Below are 19,286 nucleotides of genomic sequence, written 5' to 3'. Positions count from 1 at the left end.
TAACCGGTTTATAATAGCTGGTGACTGGCCGCATACGCATCCAGTTCGGTCTGTGTCACCACACGTACCGCATTCATTTCATCAATGCGTACCAGCAGTAAGCCGCCTAATGCTGGTTGATAACGACGCGCACTGCCAAATGGAGTATAGGCCACCTGCGATTGTTCGGCAAAGACCAGCCAGTCTTCGTGGCCTAGCATTACCGCCACCGGGGTTTGGCCCTGTTGCTGCATCTGTTGAATGGTCTGCTGTACGTCAGCTTCAATGGTATTTGGCGTCATCTTACTCACTCCTGTGGCTGTACTTTATGATACCCGATCTCCAGGCCCGCTATGGCTTAAAATAAAGCCATCAATCACTCAGCGTATGCAAATTATAGCCGGCAGATCGCTACAACTTTTTATCTCGCGCCGGGCCGAGGTTGTAAGAAATACTTAAAGATGTGTTGTCATCAATATTTAACAAATTATTTCAAGCCGGCTTAAATAGCCAATGGATAATATTGAAAATTTAGAATAAAAATACATCAAATATATCAATCAATTAATTTAAAATTTGCTTAAAATTCTGCCGCTTTATTCATCAATACATGTTTTTCAGGCGCTCAAATTCTGTCTTTTTTGCTGCAAAAATCATCAATCTCAATATTTTTTGACACATTCTTGAATTTTGCCCTTTAAAAAATCTTGATATAACCATATCTATACTTTATTGAAGATAAGGGAGTACACTCGTGAAAAAAGTGGTAAAAGCTAAAAATTTAATTGCCTTTCGTATTTGGTTAGAAAAACTGGGATATTCAGTCAAAAATTTAGCCGATGGCCGTGGTTTTACCTTTAGTTTTAAAAAAGAATATGGTCTGGTCACTGGTGAACTGGCCGGCAATGCACTAGCCGTACAACTCGGTGAAGAATTTGAGGACCACTTAAAAGCCTGAATTCGTTTACGCACTCTTTGATCGAGAAAAATAAAGTGTTCTCATAACTTGAGCCCGTTGAACCGTCTGTTCTGCGGGCTTTTCTTTGGGCGAGATAAAGGCCTGACAAAATAACAGGCAATAAAAAAGCAGGACATCTGCCCTGCTTTTTCAGAATTTGGTGGGGATGAAGAGACTCGAACTCTTACACCTTGCGGCGCTGCGACCTGAACACAGTGCGTCTACCAATTCCGCCACATCCCCATATAAAGATGCCATTTTTTTGAAGAAATACTCAAGCTGGCCGGTTCAACAAAAGAAGCGAGGAGTTTAACCTTGCTGATTTTGAGTGGTGGGGGCGGAGAGACTCGAACTCTCACGCCTCGCAGCGCTGGAACCTAAATCCAGTGCGTCTACCAATTTCGCCACGCCCCCATACCGGGTACCAACTTAATGCTGGATTTCTCAAAATTCTGGCAGAGGATCAAGGATTCGAACCTTGACGAACGGTTTTGGAGACCGTCATGCTACCATTACACCAATCCTCTGTTACCTAAAATCAAGCTCACTTGATATTTAAGTGGTGGGGGCGGAGAGACTCGAACTCTCACGCCTCGCAGCGCTGGAACCTAAATCCAGTGCGTCTACCAATTTCGCCACGCCCCCGATGGCTGTGTATATTATAGAGATCACTTCCCGATGACAAGCCCTTTTTATGAAAAAGCCACTTGTTTGTTTAAATAAAAAACAAAAGCCTCTATTTTGGTTTTTTCTTAAGCATTTTCAGTGCTTAACAGTGTTTTTAAGGCCAAAAAACTGACTTCTCTCTGGCTTTTTTGTTTGTTGAGCATCGCCTCAAGCAGGTCCTGAAAGCCCAAATACGCTGCGGGTAACTCAATTTTAAGCTGCTGACAATGCAAATAGGCCCAATCCTGATAGCTTTTGGCCTGTAAACGGCGCTGAGTCAGCCATTCATAGACAATAATCCCCAATGCATAGAGATCACTGGCCAATGTTTTGGCTTCACCATGAAATAATTCAGGCGCCATATAGCGTGGTGTGGCAGTCATATCTGACGCTGCTGGAGCATTTATGGCCTGCAGCTGTTCAAAATCAATCAATTTGACCTGCCCTGCCCATTCACGCCAATGTTCGGCTTTTAAATCTGCATGTAGATAGCCCAACCGTGTTAGCTGTTCCAGGCTGTCTAACACCTGCAGCAAACGTGTTTGAATCTGGCTTAGGCTAAATTGTGAGGGTGCTAAAGCAAAAAACGCTGGCGCATCCGGCACAATCAGATAATCCTGAAAGCTCTCCTGCTGGATGCATAGGATTTCGGTATTTTGCGCACAATAGAAAGGTAGCAGAAAATCCGGTGCATCTGCCTGCTGAAACTGGCGATAAAAATCCAGCTCTCGGCAAAAACCCGCGCTCAGTTGCGGATGCGCATCCATCTGCTGGGCTTTCAGCCAATATAAGGATTGCCCTTGTTGAAACTGAAACAGACGCCGCCCCATCTTGAAGCTTTGCGGCTTGGTTTTTAACTCAAAACAATAGTGTTCAAGTTCAGCCGGACTAAACGGCAATAAATTCGGATTTGGCGTGTTCAACGGGGTTCTGCTGATATTCTAAAAGTTCCAGACAATGCTGAATGGTTTTACCCACGCGGGCATGGGTTTCAATCATGGAGATTTTTGGCCAGGTGGCGCGTTCACCTTCGCGTTGCAGCAATCGGAACAGGTGTGGACGCGGATTTTGCAACATATAGCTATAATGACGCCAGCCATATTTGCCAACAATATTCACATCACCATAATAACGCTGATCGACAATGCCATGGCCATGATCGAGCAGACGGCGTACCGCCGGCACACCACCGACACGTTCACGGGTAAAGTCCATAATCCCCTTACTAATCACTTTGCCTTGACGGCGCACAATGCGCTCCGGCCAGCTCAGCATATCTTTACGGAAACGCTCGGCATCGGTTTGCATAAACGGCACCACATGCGGATTGACCTGACTGGCAATGGTGTAATTCACATTATACAAACGCGCCATTTTTTCCTGCGGGAAATCACTACGCACACTGCCATCGACCCAGCGGGTTCTGCCCATATAGGGTGTATGTTCACCATCCTGCCGTTTACTGGTTAAACGCACCGGCGGAAACAGCACCGGCACCGCACAGGAAGCCAAAGCCGCACTCCAGACCAGCAAATCTGGCGAGGTATAACTGTTCATGATGCGTGCTTCCTGTGATGCATCATACGGTGCGACTGCAATATTGATATGCAGCCCGGACACCTTAAAGGCTTCTTCAAAGGTGACATCACCCAGGTTGGTGAGCAGGAATTTTTTTAGATAGCGCACATCGGCAATACCGCCATTGCCCTTTAAAATGTCTTCCCAGCGGCGAAAATGAAAAGCTTCAGTAAAGAACGATTCGCCATTTAAAATGTGCATCATCTCCGATGGTTTAGAAATGCCAAGCATGGCGGTCATAATCGCCCCAGCACTGGAACCGGACAGCACTTGCGGCATCAGGTCACGCTCGAGCAGCGCCTTGCACACGCCGGTATGAAACAGACCCAGGGTTGCCCCGCCTGAAAACATAATCGCCGGCTGGCCATAGGCCACCTGACAGTTTTTAAAAAATTCGATCTTTTCCTGAGTACTGAGTAAATGGCATTCTTTGGATGCAATAAAGGCCAGACTGTTGCTGACTTCTTCAATATAATCTTCAATAATTTTTTTGGTGCCGACATAGGTCGCGGTAAACAGCATCGGATGGGCAATATTGGCCACATCATAGGTCAGGCCTTCACGCAGAATATACATCAGGTCGCTGGTGCGCTCTGCCAGGCGGTAACGGCGTAATAAATTCAGACGATGGGCAATAATTTCAGCATCAAAATACGGCGAGGTGTTGTCATACTTCCATTCCTGCGCCCCCGATTCTTCATCTATTTTTAGTGCCAGATTTTTCCATTCTTCGTAACTCTCGGCATGTTCTATTTTTCGTTTTAATTTTTTGATCCGATAGGCCTGATGAGGATTAATGTCCTGGCTAAACTCTTTAAACAACATAGCTTCCCTCTGCGCTTCGCTGAATAGGCGCTGATCTGTCGATGTCTCCTAACTATGCAGAAATTTCAGACATTCTTCAATTGCATAATTCATGTTTTCATTGCTAAATCATTTCGCCTTGGTATACAGTCGTTTGTGCACCCGATAATCTTTTGACCTAGACCGAAAAGCTGAATAATCATGGCGCATATTGATTTACCCGATAATATTCTCACCTCGCTTGCAACCGTTTTACAGCAGCTCCAGCAACATTTGCCTGAACTCAAGCAAGCCACCGATTTTTCTGCATCGGCATTTAAATGGCAGGATCAACAGTTAAAAGCCATTTACCAGCCACGAAAAATCTATCTGGAAGATTTAAAAGGCATTGAAAAACAAAAAGAAAAAGTAATTCAAAATACCTTGCAGTTTTTAAAAGGCTTACCGGCCAATGATGTACTGCTTACCGGTTCACGTGGTACCGGAAAATCTTCCATTGTGCGTGCCCTGCTAACCGAGTATGAAGCACAAGGGTTACGGTTAATTGAAATTGAACGTGATGATTTATCGGATTTGCCTGAAATTCAGAAGCTGATTGCAGATCGGCCGGAAAAATTTATTGTCTATTGTGATGATCTGGCCTTTAACGCCGAAGATGAAAATTATCGTTCTTTAAAAAGCGTGCTAGATGGTTCATTACAGTCCGGTTCAAGTAATTTTGTGATTTATGCCACCAGTAACCGCCGGCATTTATTACCTGAGTTTATGCATGAAAATACACCGGTAACACGGGTAGATGTGCCGCAATATACCGAGCTGCATCCACAGGAAGCGATTGAGGAAAAAATTTCGCTGTCCGATCGTTTCGGGATGTGGCTGTCGTTTTATCCAATGGATCAGAATCTGTATTTAGAAATTGTCGAGCATTATCTGCAAAAGGCGGAGATGGAGCTCACCGCTGAAGCGCGTGCCGAAGCTTTACGCTGGTGTCAGGCGCGTGGGCAGCGTTCTGGTCGTGCCGCTTATCAGTTCTCGAAGCACTGGATTGGGGCAACTCAGTTGAATAATCTGGAACAATAGAAAATTCAAAAGATCAGGCTCAACGTAAATATCGCTTTGGGCCTTCTTAGATTCGCATTTGAAGTGCAACACCATGTTGTTGCCATAATACCTGACTCGGACTTTTAAAGCCGAGTCTTTTATCTTGTGTATCATGCAATTTTTACTCTGAATCTACTAAATCAAACCATCTAAATCAGCAAATGCATCGCGGTCCCATAGATATGTAGAACCTTGAGATTTTTACCTTCATTGCTAACATCTTCAGCAGTAATGCATTTTGCTCTCATATGTTCATCAAACTGACAGACTGGGTTCTGATCATAAACATTGAGTAAAATCTATGGATATTGCATTGGGTGAATATCTTTTAATGCCTCTTTAAACAAGACTCGACCAATCCTACGCTTTTATGCAGCTTTCAATACATATAACGCTATAATTTTGGCAATGCCTTTTGCTTCACTTAGCGAAACATCAATAAAGCCCTGAATATGCCCTGCTCCTTCTGTAACCAATAGAATATGGTTATTGAGCTTGAGCACCTGCAATCATAAAGCAAGCCGTGTATCTAGCTTATATTCCGCCAAAATAGGTAGATAGAGCATCTGCTGACAGGTTTCTTGCCCGCTCTGCACATGCGCTTGTGCAATAACTGCCACATCTTCAATTGTCGCAGGACGAATCATTCTTGATCCCTTTATCATTCATTTTATTTTTAAATTCTCCAATACTTCTTTGAAAAACACTATCTTATTAATCAAAACCTTGAAACTAAACATGATACATAGATTTGCCATTCCTCATAAAATGAGTTGACAGATAAAAGCTGAATACTGTGCTACTGGATATAACTTAGTGAATATCACAGCTAAATTGTGTTGGTCGCACTTCAACTTGTTCAGCATCACAGTGAACATTTACTATTACGTCATCACCAATACCAATACATGCATTACTTAAGACCCATAAATTATTTGTATAAAATTGCCAATTTCCTTCACCACGACAACGATACTGTACCTGCTTCAAACGGCAATCCGAATACACGTGATCTGGTCGTGTTGCACGTCCAACTACACCCACCAAATGCACACGTGGACGCCCTGAACTCCCACAACGAAGTGCACCTACACTGGTTCCATTACGTACTGCATTACGATATTGTAATAACTCAATTTTCTTTCTTGCTTCTTGCTCTTCTTTCTCGACTTGAGCCAGTTTACGTTTAAGCTCCTTTTCTTTTTCACTTAAACTTAACTGTTCTTTTTTAATTTCTGATTTTTTTTGATCATTATTTTTAATTACTGAATCAGTATTCTCACCTCTTGCCTTACGCGCTGCGTCTGCAAGATCCACCATTTTTTGAGCTTCTGCTGTCCGGTGTTTACCCAACAAATCGACCTGTTTTTGAATTTCTTTTTGTTTTACCGAGTTTTGATAAGTTTCACCATAGGTTCGCCCCCACTCTCCAGAAGGAGGTCCAATCATTACATATTCTGCAGAAAGACCTGTGGTGGTAAAGAACGATATATAAATTAAATATTTCTTCATTTGAAAATCAAAAAATCAAGCTTTTAAGTTGTATTTATATATTACCTAATACTGCTAAAAAAAGAAAAATACTAATCTTTAAAGTAGAGGAGTTTTATTTTAAAATAAAACGATTTATTTATTTGGCTTTTTATACATGAATTACCTAAAGTCTCTGACTATTATGTCCAGCTGTTTTTTATTTACAACACCACTTATAGCAGCAGAGCAAACTGTAGCAAATGCACAAAAATTTTTAACGATTATATTACCAGACAAAGGTATCCAATCTGGAGATTTAAAAAAATATTTTTCAGATATGGCTGATGAGCATGATGGATCAGCACGACTCGAAGGCTATAGTAAAATTACCAACGTAACTACTATTGATCGTTGTATTAGCAAAATAAATTATGATAATAATAGCTTATCTTTGAGAGTTTATCATGGTGGTTCAATGGTTGAACCGGTAGTATCCCTAAGACCTGACTTACGACTAGGGAGTACCGAAAATGGAATTGATTGGGGAAAGGTTTTAGAAGTTAAACAATCTAAAGAACTTGTTTCTATACGCTTAAAAAATAATGAACCATACACTATTTTTTCATTAGGAAGTGAAGATATAGCGACACGTGTAAACTATGCCATGACATTTCTTAAGCAAAAATGTGATCCAGCGAATGGAACAGGTTTTTAAGTTTAAAAGGCACTATGTTAAACATAGTGCCTTTTTTACTTATAACACACCTGGTGCACTGAAATTATATGAGCGTCGTGTAGGAGCAGGTGCTTGATAAATCGGAGGTGCAGTATATACAACTGGCTTAGGCTTATCATAGTTTATTTTACAAACCCAATAGGTTTGTTGAATATTTGAACATATACAACCTGAAGTAGTCGAACCACGTTGAATTTTCTCATCAGCTTGATTACATGCTTTACTTCTGTCTGCACCCACCCCTTTTGATGTATAATTGTATGCTTGGGTTTCAAAGCTAACAATAGCAGACAAACCAAGACCTAAAATAAAAAAATATTTAGATATATTCATTTAAACTACTCTAATCTTTGCTTAAAAGCGAAGATAACCAATAAAAACACTCACTCTCCCTATTTTAATTTTATTCTATTTATTTAAAACCATAAATGATCAAAAATAAGACAAATAAAAAATATTTTTTATTTGTACACTTTTATAAAAAATTAAATTTATTCTTAATTCCGCCTATCATAGAGCGGGATTCCTATATGATTAAACCATTTTACGGTATCTGTAAGAAAACACTTACTATGGCAGAGTCAAAATAATTTATTATTTGTTGAAAATTTCTACTCAATAAAACCAAGACAATAAAAAAGAGGCTTTCCGCCCCTTTCCTATCTATCTTTAAACCGCTTCAGGATTTTTTAACTCCGTCATCGGCCAACGTGGCGTTGTGGTTACCGCCAAGCCATCCTGCTGCCCTGCTTTCAAACGCTGATAACCGGCAAAGGCAATCATGGCACCATTATCGGTACACAGCGCAGGCTCTGCATAATAAACCGTGGCTTTAATCTTGGCTAAATCGGCTTCCAGACGTTCACGCAAACGCTTGTTGGCACTCACGCCACCAGCAATCACCAGACGTTTTAAACCGGTCTGTTTTAATGCTTTCACCGATTTTTTTACCAAAGTATCTACAATCGCTTCCTGGAAACTGGCGGCAATATCGGCATCACGGTTTTCATCACCGAGTTTCTTCATCTGCACCGAAACGGCAGTTTTTAAACCACTAAAGGAAAAGGTTAAATCCTGATGCAGCATCGGACGCGGGAAAGCAAAAGCATTCGGATCACCCTGCTCGGCCAGTTTGGCAATATTCGGCCCACCCGGATACGGCAAGCCCATCATCTTGGCCACTTTATCAAAAGCTTCACCGGCCGCATCGTCAATTGACTCACCCAGCAGTTCATACTGACCAATGCCATACGCGGCCATCAGCTGTGAATGCCCCCCTGAAACCAGAAGTGCAACAAATGGAAATTCAGGCGGCGTTGCAGACAATAACGGTGCCAGCATATGCCCTTCCATATGATGCACGCCAATCGCAGGTTTATTTAAGGCAAATGCCAAGGTACGGCCAAATAGAGCCCCGGTCATCAAGGCGCCCATCAGGCCCGGACCGCGGGTATAGGCCACGGCATCAATATCCGATTTTTTCACACCGCTTTGCTCAAGCAGTTCGTTCATTAATGGAATCAGTTTACGCACATGGTCCCGTGAGGCCAGTTCTGGCACCACGCCGCCATATTCGGCATGCAGTTTGATCTGGCTATACAGCACCTGTCCGCGTAAACCCAACTCACTGTCGTACAGCGCGAGTCCTGTTTCATCACACGATGTTTCTAAGCCTAAAACGATCATTAAACTGCCTATAACCTGTATCAAATTTATTGCGGGAACTATTATAGACTTGTGATATGAGATGTAAATGAGTAAAATACTGACCTTCACTTGTGATCGAGGGCAATTCGGCCCCAGATCTTATCCATAACTTAATGAGGATTCTTCATGCCACAAGTTAAATTGAAAGAAGGCGAACCAGTAGACGTAGCTATCCGTCGTTTCAAACGTTCTTGCGAAAAAGCAGGTGTTTTAGCTGACGTACGTAAGCGTGAATTCTACGAAAAACCAACTCAAGAACGTAAGCGCAAAAAAGCTGCTGCTGTTAAACGCTACCAAAAGAAATTGGCGCGTGAATCAGTACGTACTACTCGCCTTTACTAAGATTAATTTGTGATTGACTGCCTGGATTAAAACATGACTACTTTAAAAAGCCAGATTACTGACGTTTTGAAAGCGACAATGCGCGCTAAAGAAATGGACAAGTTAACGGTCATTCGTAGTCTACAGGCGGCAATTAAGCAAATCGAAGTCGATGAGCGCAAAGAGCTTGACGATGCTCAGGTTCTTGCGGTCATTGAAAAGCAAATTAAACAACGTAAAGAATCGGTTAAAGCCTTTGAAGGTGCTGGCCGAGAAGATTTAGCTAGTAAGGAACAAGCCGAAATTGAGGTGTTATCTCAGTTTCTACCAGAAGCTATGACTGAGGAAGAACTTGATTCCATCATTGCGCAAACGATTGCAGCGCAAGAAGCTACTAGCATGAAAGATATGGGTAAGGTGATGAATTCTCTGCGTCCGCTCATAGCCGGGCGCGCCGATCCTGCACAAGTATCTGCCAAAATTAAAGCCAAATTAAGCTAATTCAAGTCAGGCATACGCCTCACTTCCTCCCCGAACAGCATCAACAGCTGTATCAGTTTATTTTCCCGAAAATAAAAAAACTGCCTAAAGTTTTAAGCAGTTCTTGAGTCACTTCTATCAGTGTGCACAATTGACCTGATATTTTTTCAGCATCTGCATTTCTTTAGATGAATACACCTGCTGGGCCACATCCTGCTTGGTCATGTTGCGATATTGCGGATCCAGATAGGCACGGTTTTCATCTGCAGCGCTATACAGCTGATCAATATAATTCTGCACAATGCCACAAAACTGCTGTTGCTGCGCCGGACTAAAACCCGATTGCTGCGGATTCAAGCCCTTTAAAAACTGCCGGGTCTGCTGCTTATAACTCTGGTTAATCTGCTCAACCGCCAGTACATACTGCTCCACACTTGCTGCCTGGACCACAGACAGACTCCCCCAGAGCAATACGCCCATCCATAATTTTTTCATCGCGTTATTTAAAATCATTATTTAGCCAGGAGCCGGAATTCTAGCATTTTAAACCCCATGCCTTATAGAGGTTTCCAGCAGACTGACTTGCAAAAACTGCGGTTTTCGATGTGCAAAAGCCTGCTCGATGGGTGCCGGCACATAGCCTTCAGTCACCGTTCCCAAACGCAAACGCAGAACCCCCGGTAAATCTAAACGGTAAGAATAAATCGGGCTACCACATTCCTGACAAAACACCCGCGCCTTATTCGGACTGTGAAAATATTCTTTTAAATATTGCTGTCCGCGTACAATTTGAAATTTGGATTGATCAATCGGGCTATTCCAGCCCAGCATGGTCCCCTGCGCACGCTGGCAATGCTGGCAAAAACATAAAATGGTCTTTTCCAGCTCGGCCTGATAATGGTAATACACCAGCCCGCATAAACATTGTCCCTGTAACATCATTATTCTCCTTATTGTTGTTATGATTTTTCATGCTGTTAAATTTTGAGCTGTCGTTCCCGCTGCATTTCTGTGGTACGTGTTTTCAGTTTGGCAGTCATGGCCTGATTGTCTTTGGCCAGACGCTGGGCATGCAGCAAGGATTTAATCGCTTCTTCCTCCCATCCAGACCAGTATTGCAGTTCTGCACGATAACGCAATACATTCACCGTGCGTAATGGCGAACTACGATCAATATTGGCGGCCTGCTGCATCAAACGCCAGGCACTTAAATCACGCTCATTCCGGTTCAGGAACTTTTGCACCAGTGCCTGTGCTTCAGCCGGCTGATTCTGCCGGATCAGCACTTCAGCCAGCTTGTAATTCAAGGCCCGGTTCTCCGGCATAATCCGCGCAGGCGAACTGATCACTTTATAAGCCTCACTCAGCTTATTCTGCCCTAAATAGATGTCAGTTTGAATTAAGCTAATAAGATGATGTAAACGGCGATGATTTTTGGCCTGATCCAAAGTTTGCTGCGCCAGAGCATAATCTCCCTGCCGGGTATAAAAAGCCGCTAAAGCCAGCTGTGCAGCAAAGTTGTTACGGCTGGCCAGCACCTGCAATTGCTGCTCTGTCGCCTGATTGGATACCACCAAGGTGTACTGTTTTAAAATATCAAATTCTTCATCACGTAATGATGATTTCACCCGTGGCAACTGGTTGGCACGCAAACGCGCTTCACTCATCCGTTCTGTGGTTAGTGGATGGGTAAACCAGAAATCTGGCAGGAAACTGACCCGGCTGGTGGCACGGTGCATTACCTCAAAAAAATCAGCCATGCTTTGCGGGTTATAACCGGCGGTATACATATATTGCATGCCAATCCGGTCGGCTTCACGTTCCTGATTACGGCTATAGGTCAGCTGCTTATCCATTAATGCAGCCTGTGAACCCATCATTACGGCAGCACCGGCATCACCATCGGCCTGGGATGCCACCAATGCACCCACCAGCACACCTGCTAGTGCCAGCAGACCCTGTCCCTTAAAAGCTTCCTGTGAACGGCTATAATGACGCTGGGTCACGTGGGCAATTTCATGCGCCATCACCCCGGCCACTTCATCCATATTACGCGCAGAAGTCACCAGACCGGTATTTAAGGCAAACAGACCGCCTGGCACGGCAAAGGCATTAATTTGCGGATCATTAATAATGAGCAGACCAATGGGCTGGCCCATTTGGGTCTGGCTGAGCAGATGCGAGAAGACCGAGAACAGCTGGTCTTCCAGCCACGGATTTTGCGCCACCGGCATTTGACGCTGCACTTCACGATAGACTTTTTCACCAATCATGCGTTCTTTTTGCTGATCGATCAGCCCCACCCCTGCGCCAATTTCTGGCACATTAAATTGTGGTGAAGTGGTGAAGTTTGCCCCATGTGTCGAAGTGAATGCTGTAAGCAGGCCTAAACTACCTGCTAAAAACAACCGTTTCAAATTGCCGTTCTCAAATTATCTGCTCGTGTCTTGAATATAGCATTCAATATCGAAGAAATATGCAACGAAGTGTTAGGAAGTTTTACGCAAATCCGCCATTGACCGCGTAGCCCGGCTGCCGGCCTTCCAGCACATCCACCAGATTTTTATAGGCCAGCCAGGCCATTTTTTTACGGGTTTCTGCGGTCGCTGAGCCAATATGCGGCAAGGTCAGCACATTGTCCAGACCAAAGAGCTCCGAACTTTGCAGCGGTTCTTTTTCATAGACATCCAGACCGGCCGCAAAAATTTTCTGTTGTTTCAGCGCGTCAATTAAAGCCTGTTCATTGACCACGGAACCACGGGCAATATTCACAAATACCGCATGTTTTTGCATCAGCTCAAATTCACGCGCACCAATTAAAGCGGTCGAGTCGGCGTTTAAATCCACCGCGACCACCACAAAGTCCGACTGTTGTAGCAGCTCATCCAGACTGTGATATTGCGCATTTAAGGGCTGCGCCTGGGCCAGATTTTCACGGCGGTTATGGTACAGAATATTCATGTTAAAGCCATAACGCCCACGACGGGCAATGGCGGCACCAATATTACCCAAACCAATAATCCCTAAAGTTTTACCATGAATATCCTGACCGAACTGGGCCGGGCCAACGGTACGTTTCCATTCACCCTGTTTGGTCCAGCGATCCAGATAGGCCAGCTGACGCGAAGCTCCCATTAACAGACTAAAAGCCAAATCGGCAGTGGTTTCGGTTAATACATGCGGTGTATGACACAGATAAATCTTTTGCTCAGTCAGATAGTCCACATCATAATTGTCATAGCCGACACTGATACTGGAAACCACTTTAAGACGGCGCGCACCCGTCAGGTTAGAGGCATTGAGCAAACGCCCCGCACCAATCATGCCATCAGCATCTTGGACATGAGTACGAATCTGCTCATTAACATCACCCAGTTTCGGGCTAATTTCTACCACGTCATACTGCTGTTTCAGCTGGCTTAAAACGTCCTGATCAACCTGACTAAATGCGATAACTTTTTGTTTCATTCCTGATCCGTCATGTGTTTTTTATCTTGCATAGCCTGCCATAGCTGTTTTTTCAATAATGGCTGTTCCAGCATTTCGGCCAAAGCGGGCAACGCTGTAGCTTGCGCTAACTGTACATGAGGCAATTGACCCAGCACAATGATCTTTTTCTCCAGTGCAATCGCATCCAGAAAACCTTGCACATACACCGAGACCGCCCGGCCATCTTGCAGCTCAGGCAAAGCAAAGGGCCAATTCAGCTCAAAAAATTCTGCCTGTGCCGCACGCTGGATATTGCGCCATAACTGTTGCTGCGACTCATTGATGTGGGTGGCATCCAGCACAATCGTATATTGTTTTGTAGCAATGGCTTGTAAATGGAATGCATCAATCTGTAAGGCAGGCTGCACTTCAACCAGAGCCGCAGGCGTGACAGGTTCTGCCGGGCTTTCGACTGGATTCTCTTGCGGAGAGACTTGTGGTTCCGCAACAGGCTGTCTGAGTTGTAAGGCAATATCTTGAGGTACTGTCGCCGCGACAGCTGCCGGCATGACAATTTCAGTCAGCAGTTCTGCCGGGGCCTGATCGCGCCACAAGGAAGATGCTGGCAAATTTTGAGATGCAACGTCCCGGGGAATCCATATATCAATTCCCAAACTTGCCAAAATCTCACGTTGATGCCCAATCATCTGCTATCGTCACTTATGTCCATAGGGCTATTCTAGCCGGATTAGTCCGGTTTTGCTGTGCTTTCTGCATCCAGTCATATCAAAGCTGCTCAATGATGATGACACAATCCACCTACCGCACTCAGAAATAGAGTGCTTAGATAATCATTAAACTGTTTTTCTTCTGCATACGCTCGACCATTTCTTCGGTGGCAAAGCCTAAACGCCAGTACAGCAGCTCCAGTACATCCAGCTCATCCTGAGTGATAATCCGGTCATTCCACAAACAGGCTTCAGCAATACCCAGAATACTTAAACGGTCACGCAACAACAGCCCGGCCATATCATTCAGAATTTCTGCCAGATCAATTGGCTCATCGGAAATTTCTTCATACAGCGACATTTCATACGGTGTCAGTACGCGCTGTAAAATTTTTTCCCGCACTTCCAGCTGGTTGCCGCTATTGATTTGCTGCACATGCAGCAAGGCATCAATTAAACGTACAATTTGCGGTTTAACTTCATCCAGCGCCGTCGGGGTATGTAGCGGCAGCAGGTTCAACTCGGATTTGACCCGCTCCAGCAGCAAGGCATCCAGCAGTCCAATTTCCCCATCTTCCTGAATAATTTTGGCCAGCTTGGTCAAAAACTGCCGCGCGATACTGGCCGGCATACCGCCAATATTCTGGCAGGCTTCCAGAAAAATGGAGATATGCACCCGACCATCCAGATTCAACAAGGCATCGACAATGGCACGGCTGACTTCTACTTCAGGCGGAATAAATTCGCGGTATTGGCGAATCATTAAAATTGCCATCATCACCTCACGCGAACCAGTGGCCGTCTGCAAGGCACGCTGGATCAGTTCCGGACGCGGCATATTACGGCGGATTTCCGGTTTCAGCGGCTTGATTGCATCTTTAATGGCAAAGCTAATCGGGGATAATCGCAATAAAGGCAAAGGTTGCGGCGAACTCCACGGCGCATAATATTCACCATTGACCTCTTCCAGTGAACGAAACAGACCAAACCAGGGCTGGCTGCGCAGCTTTTTCAGGTTTTCCAGTTGCAGGTCCTGTACCAGTGCCGGATTTAACTCATAAATCCGCGCATCAATACTCGGATGAATATTCAACCAGCTTTGCGGACTCAGCGAGTTGGCAAAACACATATGCGCAATCGATTCCGAATATTCACTGTGAATTTGCGAACCGGCATGATGCACATAAATCCTGAGCAGGGTTTGAATATTGGCATTGTTCTGGATTAAACGTTTAGTTTTCAGGTCGTTTTTAAAGGTACGCCCGCTCAGGTTTAAATATTTGATAAAACGGGTAATCAGCACGCCTAAGCTGCCAATCAGCCAGATCATGCCGCCCAGTGCAACAAAAGGCGTGGCAGGTGCATAAGCGGTGTTGTAATACTGCTTGCCAAAGCCGAGTTTGGCCACTTTACTGCCCCACTGGCTAAACGTGGTCAGGCTGCTGTAGAGAATTTTCAGCTTGGTATTTTCCGCAGTTTCACCACTTAAAATTTGATGAAACTCATGACTGAGCAAGCCATACAGTTCCTGCTCATCCAGGTTTTGCAAGGCGCCCCAGGTCAGAATAATCGCAATATCGCGTGGAAAAAAACCGGCGGTCAGTGCATTTACCCCGACCTCATCCGGCAGGACATACAGCGCCGGTGTATCAATCGCGAAGGTATCGGCCAGCTGTTCGGTAATTTTTAAGGCAACACTTTCTTCCGGCGTGCTTTCAATCAGGCTTAAACGACGTGCACACAGCTGCTTGGCCAGTGAGTGGCCGCCAGAACGGAAAATATATAATTCAATGGCAATGGAAATGCCCATTAAAGACAGCAGTACCGCGACCAGATAAGGACTTAAGCTATGCCAGTAAATGGACTGCGAAGCATCAATATAATGCACCAGCAACCCCAGTACAGTATTTAAAATAAAAATTGTCAGGATGACCGCAAGCAGACACAGGCTTGCAGACCACATCATATTCTTGTTTTTAATAAAGTAGTAACCTACATCTTTCAATGTAAATTTCCTTAAATTACATTGTCTTTAGGCGACATCATAAATGAAAAAAGCGGGAATTTCCCGCTTTTCCTGCCAGTTTTACAAGAATTATTCTTCTTTCAAACCGGTCAAATCTACCGATGCAGCATCAATATTCACATCGATATAATTGTCTTTTTTCTTTTTGGCTGTATCGCTGCGTTTTTGCTGAAGATTATCCAGATAGGCTTCATCAATACCGCCAGCAACATAGACTCCATCAAACACCGAGCAATCGAAATTATTGACTTCTGGCACTTTATGGGTGCGTACTGCAGCTTTTAAATCTTCCAGATCCTGGAAAATCAGACGGTCAGCACCAATAATTTCACGAATTTCTTCGACGCTACGGCTAGAGGCAATTAGCTCAGATTTAGCCGGCATATCAATACCATACACGTTTGGATATTTCACCATTGGCGCCGCTGAAGCGAAAAATACGCGTTTGGCACCAGCATCACGTGCCATCTGGATAATTTCGTTACAGGTGGTACCACGCACAATCGAGTCATCTACCAGTAACACGTTCTTGCCTTTAAATTCCAGCTCAACCGGGTTCAGCTTTTGACGTACCGATTTTTTACGCTGCTGCTGACCTGGCATAATGAAGGTACGACCGATATAACGGTTTTTCATAAAGCCTTCACGGAATTTAACACCTAAGGTGTTGGCCAGTTCCAAGGCCGAAGTACGCGAAGTATCTGGAATTGGAATCACGACATCAATATCGTGTTCCTCACCCCATTCACGCAGAATTTTTTGCGCCAGCTTCTCACCCATTTTTAAACGGGCTTTATAAACCGAAATACCGTCAATGGTCGCATCTGGACGCGCAAAATACACATATTCAAAAATACATGGATGATATTCAGATTGTGCCGCACACTGCTGGGTAAACATCTGGCCGTTAGAGTCAATGAAGATGGCTTCACCCGGTGCCAGGTCACGCTCGACTTTAAAGCCCAGGGCCGTAATTGCCACCGATTCAGAGGCAATGATGTATTCCATGCCTTCATCGGTTTCACGCGAACCGTAAATTAACGGACGAATCCCATGCGGGTCACGGAAGCCCACAATCCCTTGACCGGTCACCATGGCCACCACGCCATAAGCCCCTTTACAACGCTCATGCACACGCGTTACCGCATGGAAGATATCTTCTGCTGCCGGCTCCAGCTTGCCGCGTTTTTGTAATTCATGGGCAAAAACGTTTAACAGTACTTCTGAATCTGAATCGGTATTCATGTGACGTAAATCGGTCTTGAACAGGTCTTCATGAATTTCTTCGGCATTGGTCAGGTTACCGTTATGCGCCAAGGTAATACCGTATGGTGAGTTCACATAAAACGGCTGCGCTTCTGCACTGCTAGATGAACCTGCCGTCGGATAACGCACATGACCAATCCCGTAGTTGCCCAGCAAGGCACGCATGTGACGGGTATGGAATACATCACGCACCATGCCGTTGTCTTTACGCAAGAACAAGCGACCTTCATGGCAAGTGACAATCCCAGCTGCATCTTGTCCCCGATGTTGTAACATCGTTAATGCATCAAACAACATTTGGTTAACAGGTGATTTACCAGCTATACCAACTACTCCACACATAGCAACCTCGCAGACCAGCTAGGATTAATAAAAAGGATTATTCGTTGACTCATCTGCGCCCTTTCGTTCAGGTTCAGATGAAGAACCAGAAGATTTCGGAGCATCTTCTGATTTGATGTGCTGTAAAGCCTCATTGGCGGCATCTTTGGACATTTGTGTGGCCCAAGGCGCATAAGGTAAAAGGGTTTGAATAAATTTGGACTGTTTCCAGTGCGGCGAACTTTCGACCCACGGCCCAATGCCCTGAATGGCAATTAGCACAATCAGCAGACCTTTGAGGGTACCAAACGCACCACCGGCTAAACGATTTAATGGGCCCAGTTTCAGCGATTTCAAGATGCGGTTTAATAATGCGCTCACCATCCAGGTCAGCACCACAATCACCAACACAATAAAAGCAAAGGCCGCAATTTTCTGAACCACCGGATCAGCACTGAGAGCGGTCATTGAAGGCGCTAGAACGGAAGCATATTTTGCCGCCACAATCAGGGCAAAAATCCAACCGACCAAGTTCGCAAAGGCTTTAATAAATCCTTGACGCAAACCGTTAAGCCCTCCAATGAGCAGAATAATCAGTATAAAGATATCGATGGCGTTCATGACTTTAAAGTGCGTCTACACAATCTTTCACAAGTTCCGGGCCAGTATAGACCAAACCGCTATACACTTGTACCAAAGTTGCACCGGCATTGCGTTTCGCAACTGCCTGCTCACCTGAAAGAATACCACCAACACCAATTAAAGGAATTTTGCCCTCTAAGGTTTTGGCAAAGGCTGCCAGACACGCGGTACTCTTTTCAAATACTGGCGCACCCGATAAACCACCGGCTTCATCGCCATGTGGCAAATTCTCTACCCCTTCACGAGACAAGGTGGTATTGGTCACAATTAAACCATCAATTTTAAATTGCAGTAATTGCTGGGCAATAAATTCAATATCGGACGGTTCTAGATCTGGCGCGACTTTCAGCACCAACGGTACATAATGCTGATGCTCTTCGGCCAACGCCAACTGACGCTGTTTCAAGGTTTGCAACAGCTCGGTCAGGGCATCGCCGCTTTGCAGACTACGCAAATTCTTGGTGTTGGGTGATGAGATATTGACCGTAATATAAGAGGCGTAATTATAAACTTTTTCTAAACAGATCAGATAGTCATCAACCGCTTTTTCTACCGGAGTATCGGCATTTTTACCAATATTAATCCCCAGTACGCCTTTAAATTTGGCGGCCTTGACGTTTTCAATCAGCTTATCGACGCCATCATTATTAAAACCCATGCGGTTAATAATGGCTTTGGCCTGCGGTAAACGGAACAGACGCGGATGTGGATTACCGGCTTGTGGACGCGGGGTGATGGTACCAATTTCAATAAAACCAAAACCTAGAGCGGCCAGTGCATCAATATAGGCACCATTTTTGTCCAGGCCTGCAGCCAGACCTACCGGATTCGGGAATTCAATACCCATACAGGTGACCGGTTTTGCTGCCACCTGCTGACGCATCAGGCCCATTTTATGACCTGATTTTAATAAAGATAATGTGAGCTCATGTGCACGCTCCGGTGCCAAAGAAAACAACAAAGGGCGGGCAAGAGAATACAACATATCGGCAAAAGTCTACGGCTTTTTAAGTCGGCCTATTATAGGCCCAGATTGTTGAAAACACCATGCTTGACCATTGTTTATTTTTA

The 19,286-nt window shown here is 44.6% G+C and carries 22 protein-coding genes and 4 tRNA genes; 5 read left to right on the top strand and 21 right to left on the bottom strand.

Annotation, left to right across the window (positions count from 1 at the left end):
* Nucleotides 1-8 precede the first annotated feature (8 nt).
* Nucleotides 9-281 (bottom strand): hypothetical protein, encoded by a 273-nt coding sequence (locus FTU55_RS01715; protein ID WP_075166696.1) that lies wholly within the window; start codon nt 279-281, stop codon nt 9-11.
* A 452-nt stretch (nt 282-733) separates the two neighbouring features.
* Between FTU55_RS01715 and FTU55_RS01710 the strand changes: the two genes are divergently transcribed.
* Nucleotides 734-937 carry a hypothetical protein gene (locus FTU55_RS01710; protein WP_005177162.1) on the top strand — a complete coding sequence of 68 codons (204 nt, stop codon included), beginning with the start codon at nt 734-736 and terminating at the stop codon, nt 935-937.
* Between the two features lie 158 nt (nt 938-1,095).
* On the opposite strand, the gene FTU55_RS01705 is transcribed toward FTU55_RS01710, so the two are convergent.
* The 6 genes from FTU55_RS01705 to FTU55_RS01680 all read right to left on the bottom strand — a co-directional run bounded on the left by FTU55_RS01705 (nt 1,096) and on the right by FTU55_RS01680 (nt 4,006).
* A tRNA-Leu gene (locus FTU55_RS01705) sits at nt 1,096-1,180 on the bottom strand.
* Nucleotides 1,181-1,266: 86 nt separating this feature from the next.
* Nucleotides 1,267-1,351 (bottom strand) — tRNA-Leu (locus tag FTU55_RS01700).
* A 39-nt stretch (nt 1,352-1,390) separates the two neighbouring features.
* A tRNA-Trp gene (locus FTU55_RS01695) sits at nt 1,391-1,464 on the bottom strand.
* A 33-nt stretch (nt 1,465-1,497) separates the two neighbouring features.
* A tRNA-Leu gene (locus tag FTU55_RS01690) sits at nt 1,498-1,582 on the bottom strand.
* Between the two features lie 107 nt (nt 1,583-1,689).
* Nucleotides 1,690-2,526 carry a protein kinase gene (locus FTU55_RS01685; RefSeq protein WP_104498224.1) on the bottom strand — a complete coding sequence of 279 codons (837 nt, stop codon included), beginning with the start codon at nt 2,524-2,526 and terminating at the stop codon, nt 1,690-1,692.
* Nucleotides 2,492-4,006: a DUF3336 domain-containing protein gene (locus FTU55_RS01680; RefSeq protein WP_005177157.1), complete on the bottom strand. Its 1,515-nt coding sequence runs from the start codon at nt 4,004-4,006 to the stop codon at nt 2,492-2,494. The genes FTU55_RS01685 and FTU55_RS01680 overlap by 35 nt, the downstream gene beginning before the upstream one ends.
* Nucleotides 4,007-4,186: 180 nt before the next feature.
* Here FTU55_RS01680 and FTU55_RS01675 point away from each other — a divergent pair, with 180 nt between their 5' ends.
* Entirely contained in the window at nt 4,187-5,065 is an 879-nt protein-coding gene (locus FTU55_RS01675; protein WP_168405100.1) for an ATP-binding protein, read from the top strand.
* 389 nt (nt 5,066-5,454) lie between these two features.
* Here the strand turns inward: FTU55_RS01675 and FTU55_RS15075 are convergent, their stop codons facing one another.
* The 3 genes from FTU55_RS15075 to FTU55_RS01665 form a co-directional block, all read right to left on the bottom strand.
* Nucleotides 5,455-5,589 carry a hypothetical protein gene (locus FTU55_RS15075; protein WP_257222781.1) on the bottom strand — a complete coding sequence of 45 codons (135 nt, stop codon included), beginning with the start codon at nt 5,587-5,589 and terminating at the stop codon, nt 5,455-5,457.
* Nucleotides 5,590-5,595: 6 nt separating this feature from the next.
* A complete protein-coding gene (locus FTU55_RS01670; protein ID WP_157797501.1) occupies nt 5,596-5,733 on the bottom strand; it encodes a hypothetical protein in 138 nt (45 codons plus the stop codon).
* Between the two features lie 166 nt (nt 5,734-5,899).
* Nucleotides 5,900-6,598 carry a hypothetical protein gene (locus FTU55_RS01665; protein ID WP_141667070.1) on the bottom strand — a complete coding sequence of 233 codons (699 nt, stop codon included), beginning with the start codon at nt 6,596-6,598 and terminating at the stop codon, nt 5,900-5,902.
* A 136-nt stretch (nt 6,599-6,734) separates the two neighbouring features.
* On the opposite strand from FTU55_RS01665, the gene FTU55_RS01660 reads away from it, so the two are divergent.
* Entirely contained in the window at nt 6,735-7,274 is a 540-nt protein-coding gene (locus tag FTU55_RS01660; protein ID WP_074382963.1) for a hypothetical protein, read from the top strand.
* Nucleotides 7,275-7,313: 39 nt separating this feature from the next.
* Here FTU55_RS01660 and FTU55_RS01655 read toward each other — a convergent pair whose 3' ends face one another.
* On the bottom strand, nt 7,314-7,628 hold the full coding sequence (locus tag FTU55_RS01655) for a hypothetical protein (protein ID WP_141667071.1): 315 nt from the start codon (nt 7,626-7,628) through the stop codon (nt 7,314-7,316).
* Nucleotides 7,629-7,964: 336 nt separating this feature from the next.
* A complete protein-coding gene (gene tsaD / locus FTU55_RS01650) occupies nt 7,965-8,981 on the bottom strand; it encodes a tRNA (adenosine(37)-N6)-threonylcarbamoyltransferase complex transferase subunit TsaD (protein WP_160241428.1) in 1,017 nt (338 codons plus the stop codon).
* Nucleotides 8,982-9,128: 147 nt separating this feature from the next.
* Here tsaD and rpsU point away from each other — a divergent pair, with 147 nt between their 5' ends.
* Nucleotides 9,129-9,344 carry a 30S ribosomal protein S21 gene (gene rpsU, locus FTU55_RS01645; protein ID WP_001136722.1) on the top strand — a complete coding sequence of 72 codons (216 nt, stop codon included), beginning with the start codon at nt 9,129-9,131 and terminating at the stop codon, nt 9,342-9,344.
* A 33-nt stretch (nt 9,345-9,377) separates the two neighbouring features.
* Nucleotides 9,378-9,824 (top strand): GatB/YqeY domain-containing protein, encoded by a 447-nt coding sequence (locus tag FTU55_RS01640; protein WP_005177146.1) that lies wholly within the window; start codon nt 9,378-9,380, stop codon nt 9,822-9,824.
* A 117-nt stretch (nt 9,825-9,941) separates the two neighbouring features.
* Here FTU55_RS01640 and FTU55_RS01635 read toward each other — a convergent pair whose 3' ends face one another.
* The 9 genes from FTU55_RS01635 to FTU55_RS01595 all read right to left on the bottom strand — a co-directional run bounded on the left by FTU55_RS01635 (nt 9,942) and on the right by FTU55_RS01595 (nt 19,200).
* A complete protein-coding gene (locus tag FTU55_RS01635; RefSeq protein WP_171502426.1) occupies nt 9,942-10,298 on the bottom strand; it encodes a hypothetical protein in 357 nt (118 codons plus the stop codon).
* 48 nt (nt 10,299-10,346) lie between these two features.
* A complete protein-coding gene (locus tag FTU55_RS01630) occupies nt 10,347-10,742 on the bottom strand; it encodes a GFA family protein (protein ID WP_180045962.1) in 396 nt (131 codons plus the stop codon).
* A gap of 38 nt (nt 10,743-10,780) precedes the next feature.
* A complete protein-coding gene (locus FTU55_RS01625; RefSeq protein ID WP_005177138.1) occupies nt 10,781-12,220 on the bottom strand; it encodes a M48 family metalloprotease in 1,440 nt (479 codons plus the stop codon).
* 82 nt (nt 12,221-12,302) lie between these two features.
* Nucleotides 12,303-13,271 (bottom strand): D-glycerate dehydrogenase, encoded by a 969-nt coding sequence (locus FTU55_RS01620; protein WP_127801154.1) that lies wholly within the window; start codon nt 13,269-13,271, stop codon nt 12,303-12,305.
* Nucleotides 13,268-13,939, bottom strand: coding sequence for a hypothetical protein (locus FTU55_RS01615; RefSeq protein WP_160243376.1), 672 nt, complete (start codon nt 13,937-13,939; stop codon nt 13,268-13,270). The genes FTU55_RS01620 and FTU55_RS01615 overlap by 4 nt, the downstream gene beginning before the upstream one ends.
* Nucleotides 13,940-14,075: 136 nt before the next feature.
* Nucleotides 14,076-15,965: a M48 family metallopeptidase gene (locus FTU55_RS01610; protein ID WP_180045960.1), complete on the bottom strand. Its 1,890-nt coding sequence runs from the start codon at nt 15,963-15,965 to the stop codon at nt 14,076-14,078.
* A 90-nt stretch (nt 15,966-16,055) separates the two neighbouring features.
* Nucleotides 16,056-17,594 (bottom strand): amidophosphoribosyltransferase, encoded by a 1,539-nt coding sequence (gene purF / locus FTU55_RS01605; RefSeq protein ID WP_180036627.1) that lies wholly within the window; start codon nt 17,592-17,594, stop codon nt 16,056-16,058.
* A 24-nt stretch (nt 17,595-17,618) separates the two neighbouring features.
* Complete coding sequence (locus FTU55_RS01600) at nt 17,619-18,194, bottom strand: CvpA family protein (RefSeq protein WP_016658356.1); 576 nt, start codon at nt 18,192-18,194, stop codon at nt 17,619-17,621.
* A 4-nt stretch (nt 18,195-18,198) separates the two neighbouring features.
* Complete coding sequence (locus tag FTU55_RS01595) at nt 18,199-19,200, bottom strand: quinone-dependent dihydroorotate dehydrogenase (protein WP_016658357.1); 1,002 nt, start codon at nt 19,198-19,200, stop codon at nt 18,199-18,201.
* Nucleotides 19,201-19,286 lie beyond the last annotated feature (86 nt).

This window comes from Acinetobacter sp. YH12117 (assembly GCF_013418865.1).
Lineage (GTDB): Bacteria > Pseudomonadota > Gammaproteobacteria > Pseudomonadales > Moraxellaceae > Acinetobacter > Acinetobacter indicus.
This window is presented reverse-complemented; position numbering and strand designations above follow the sequence as displayed.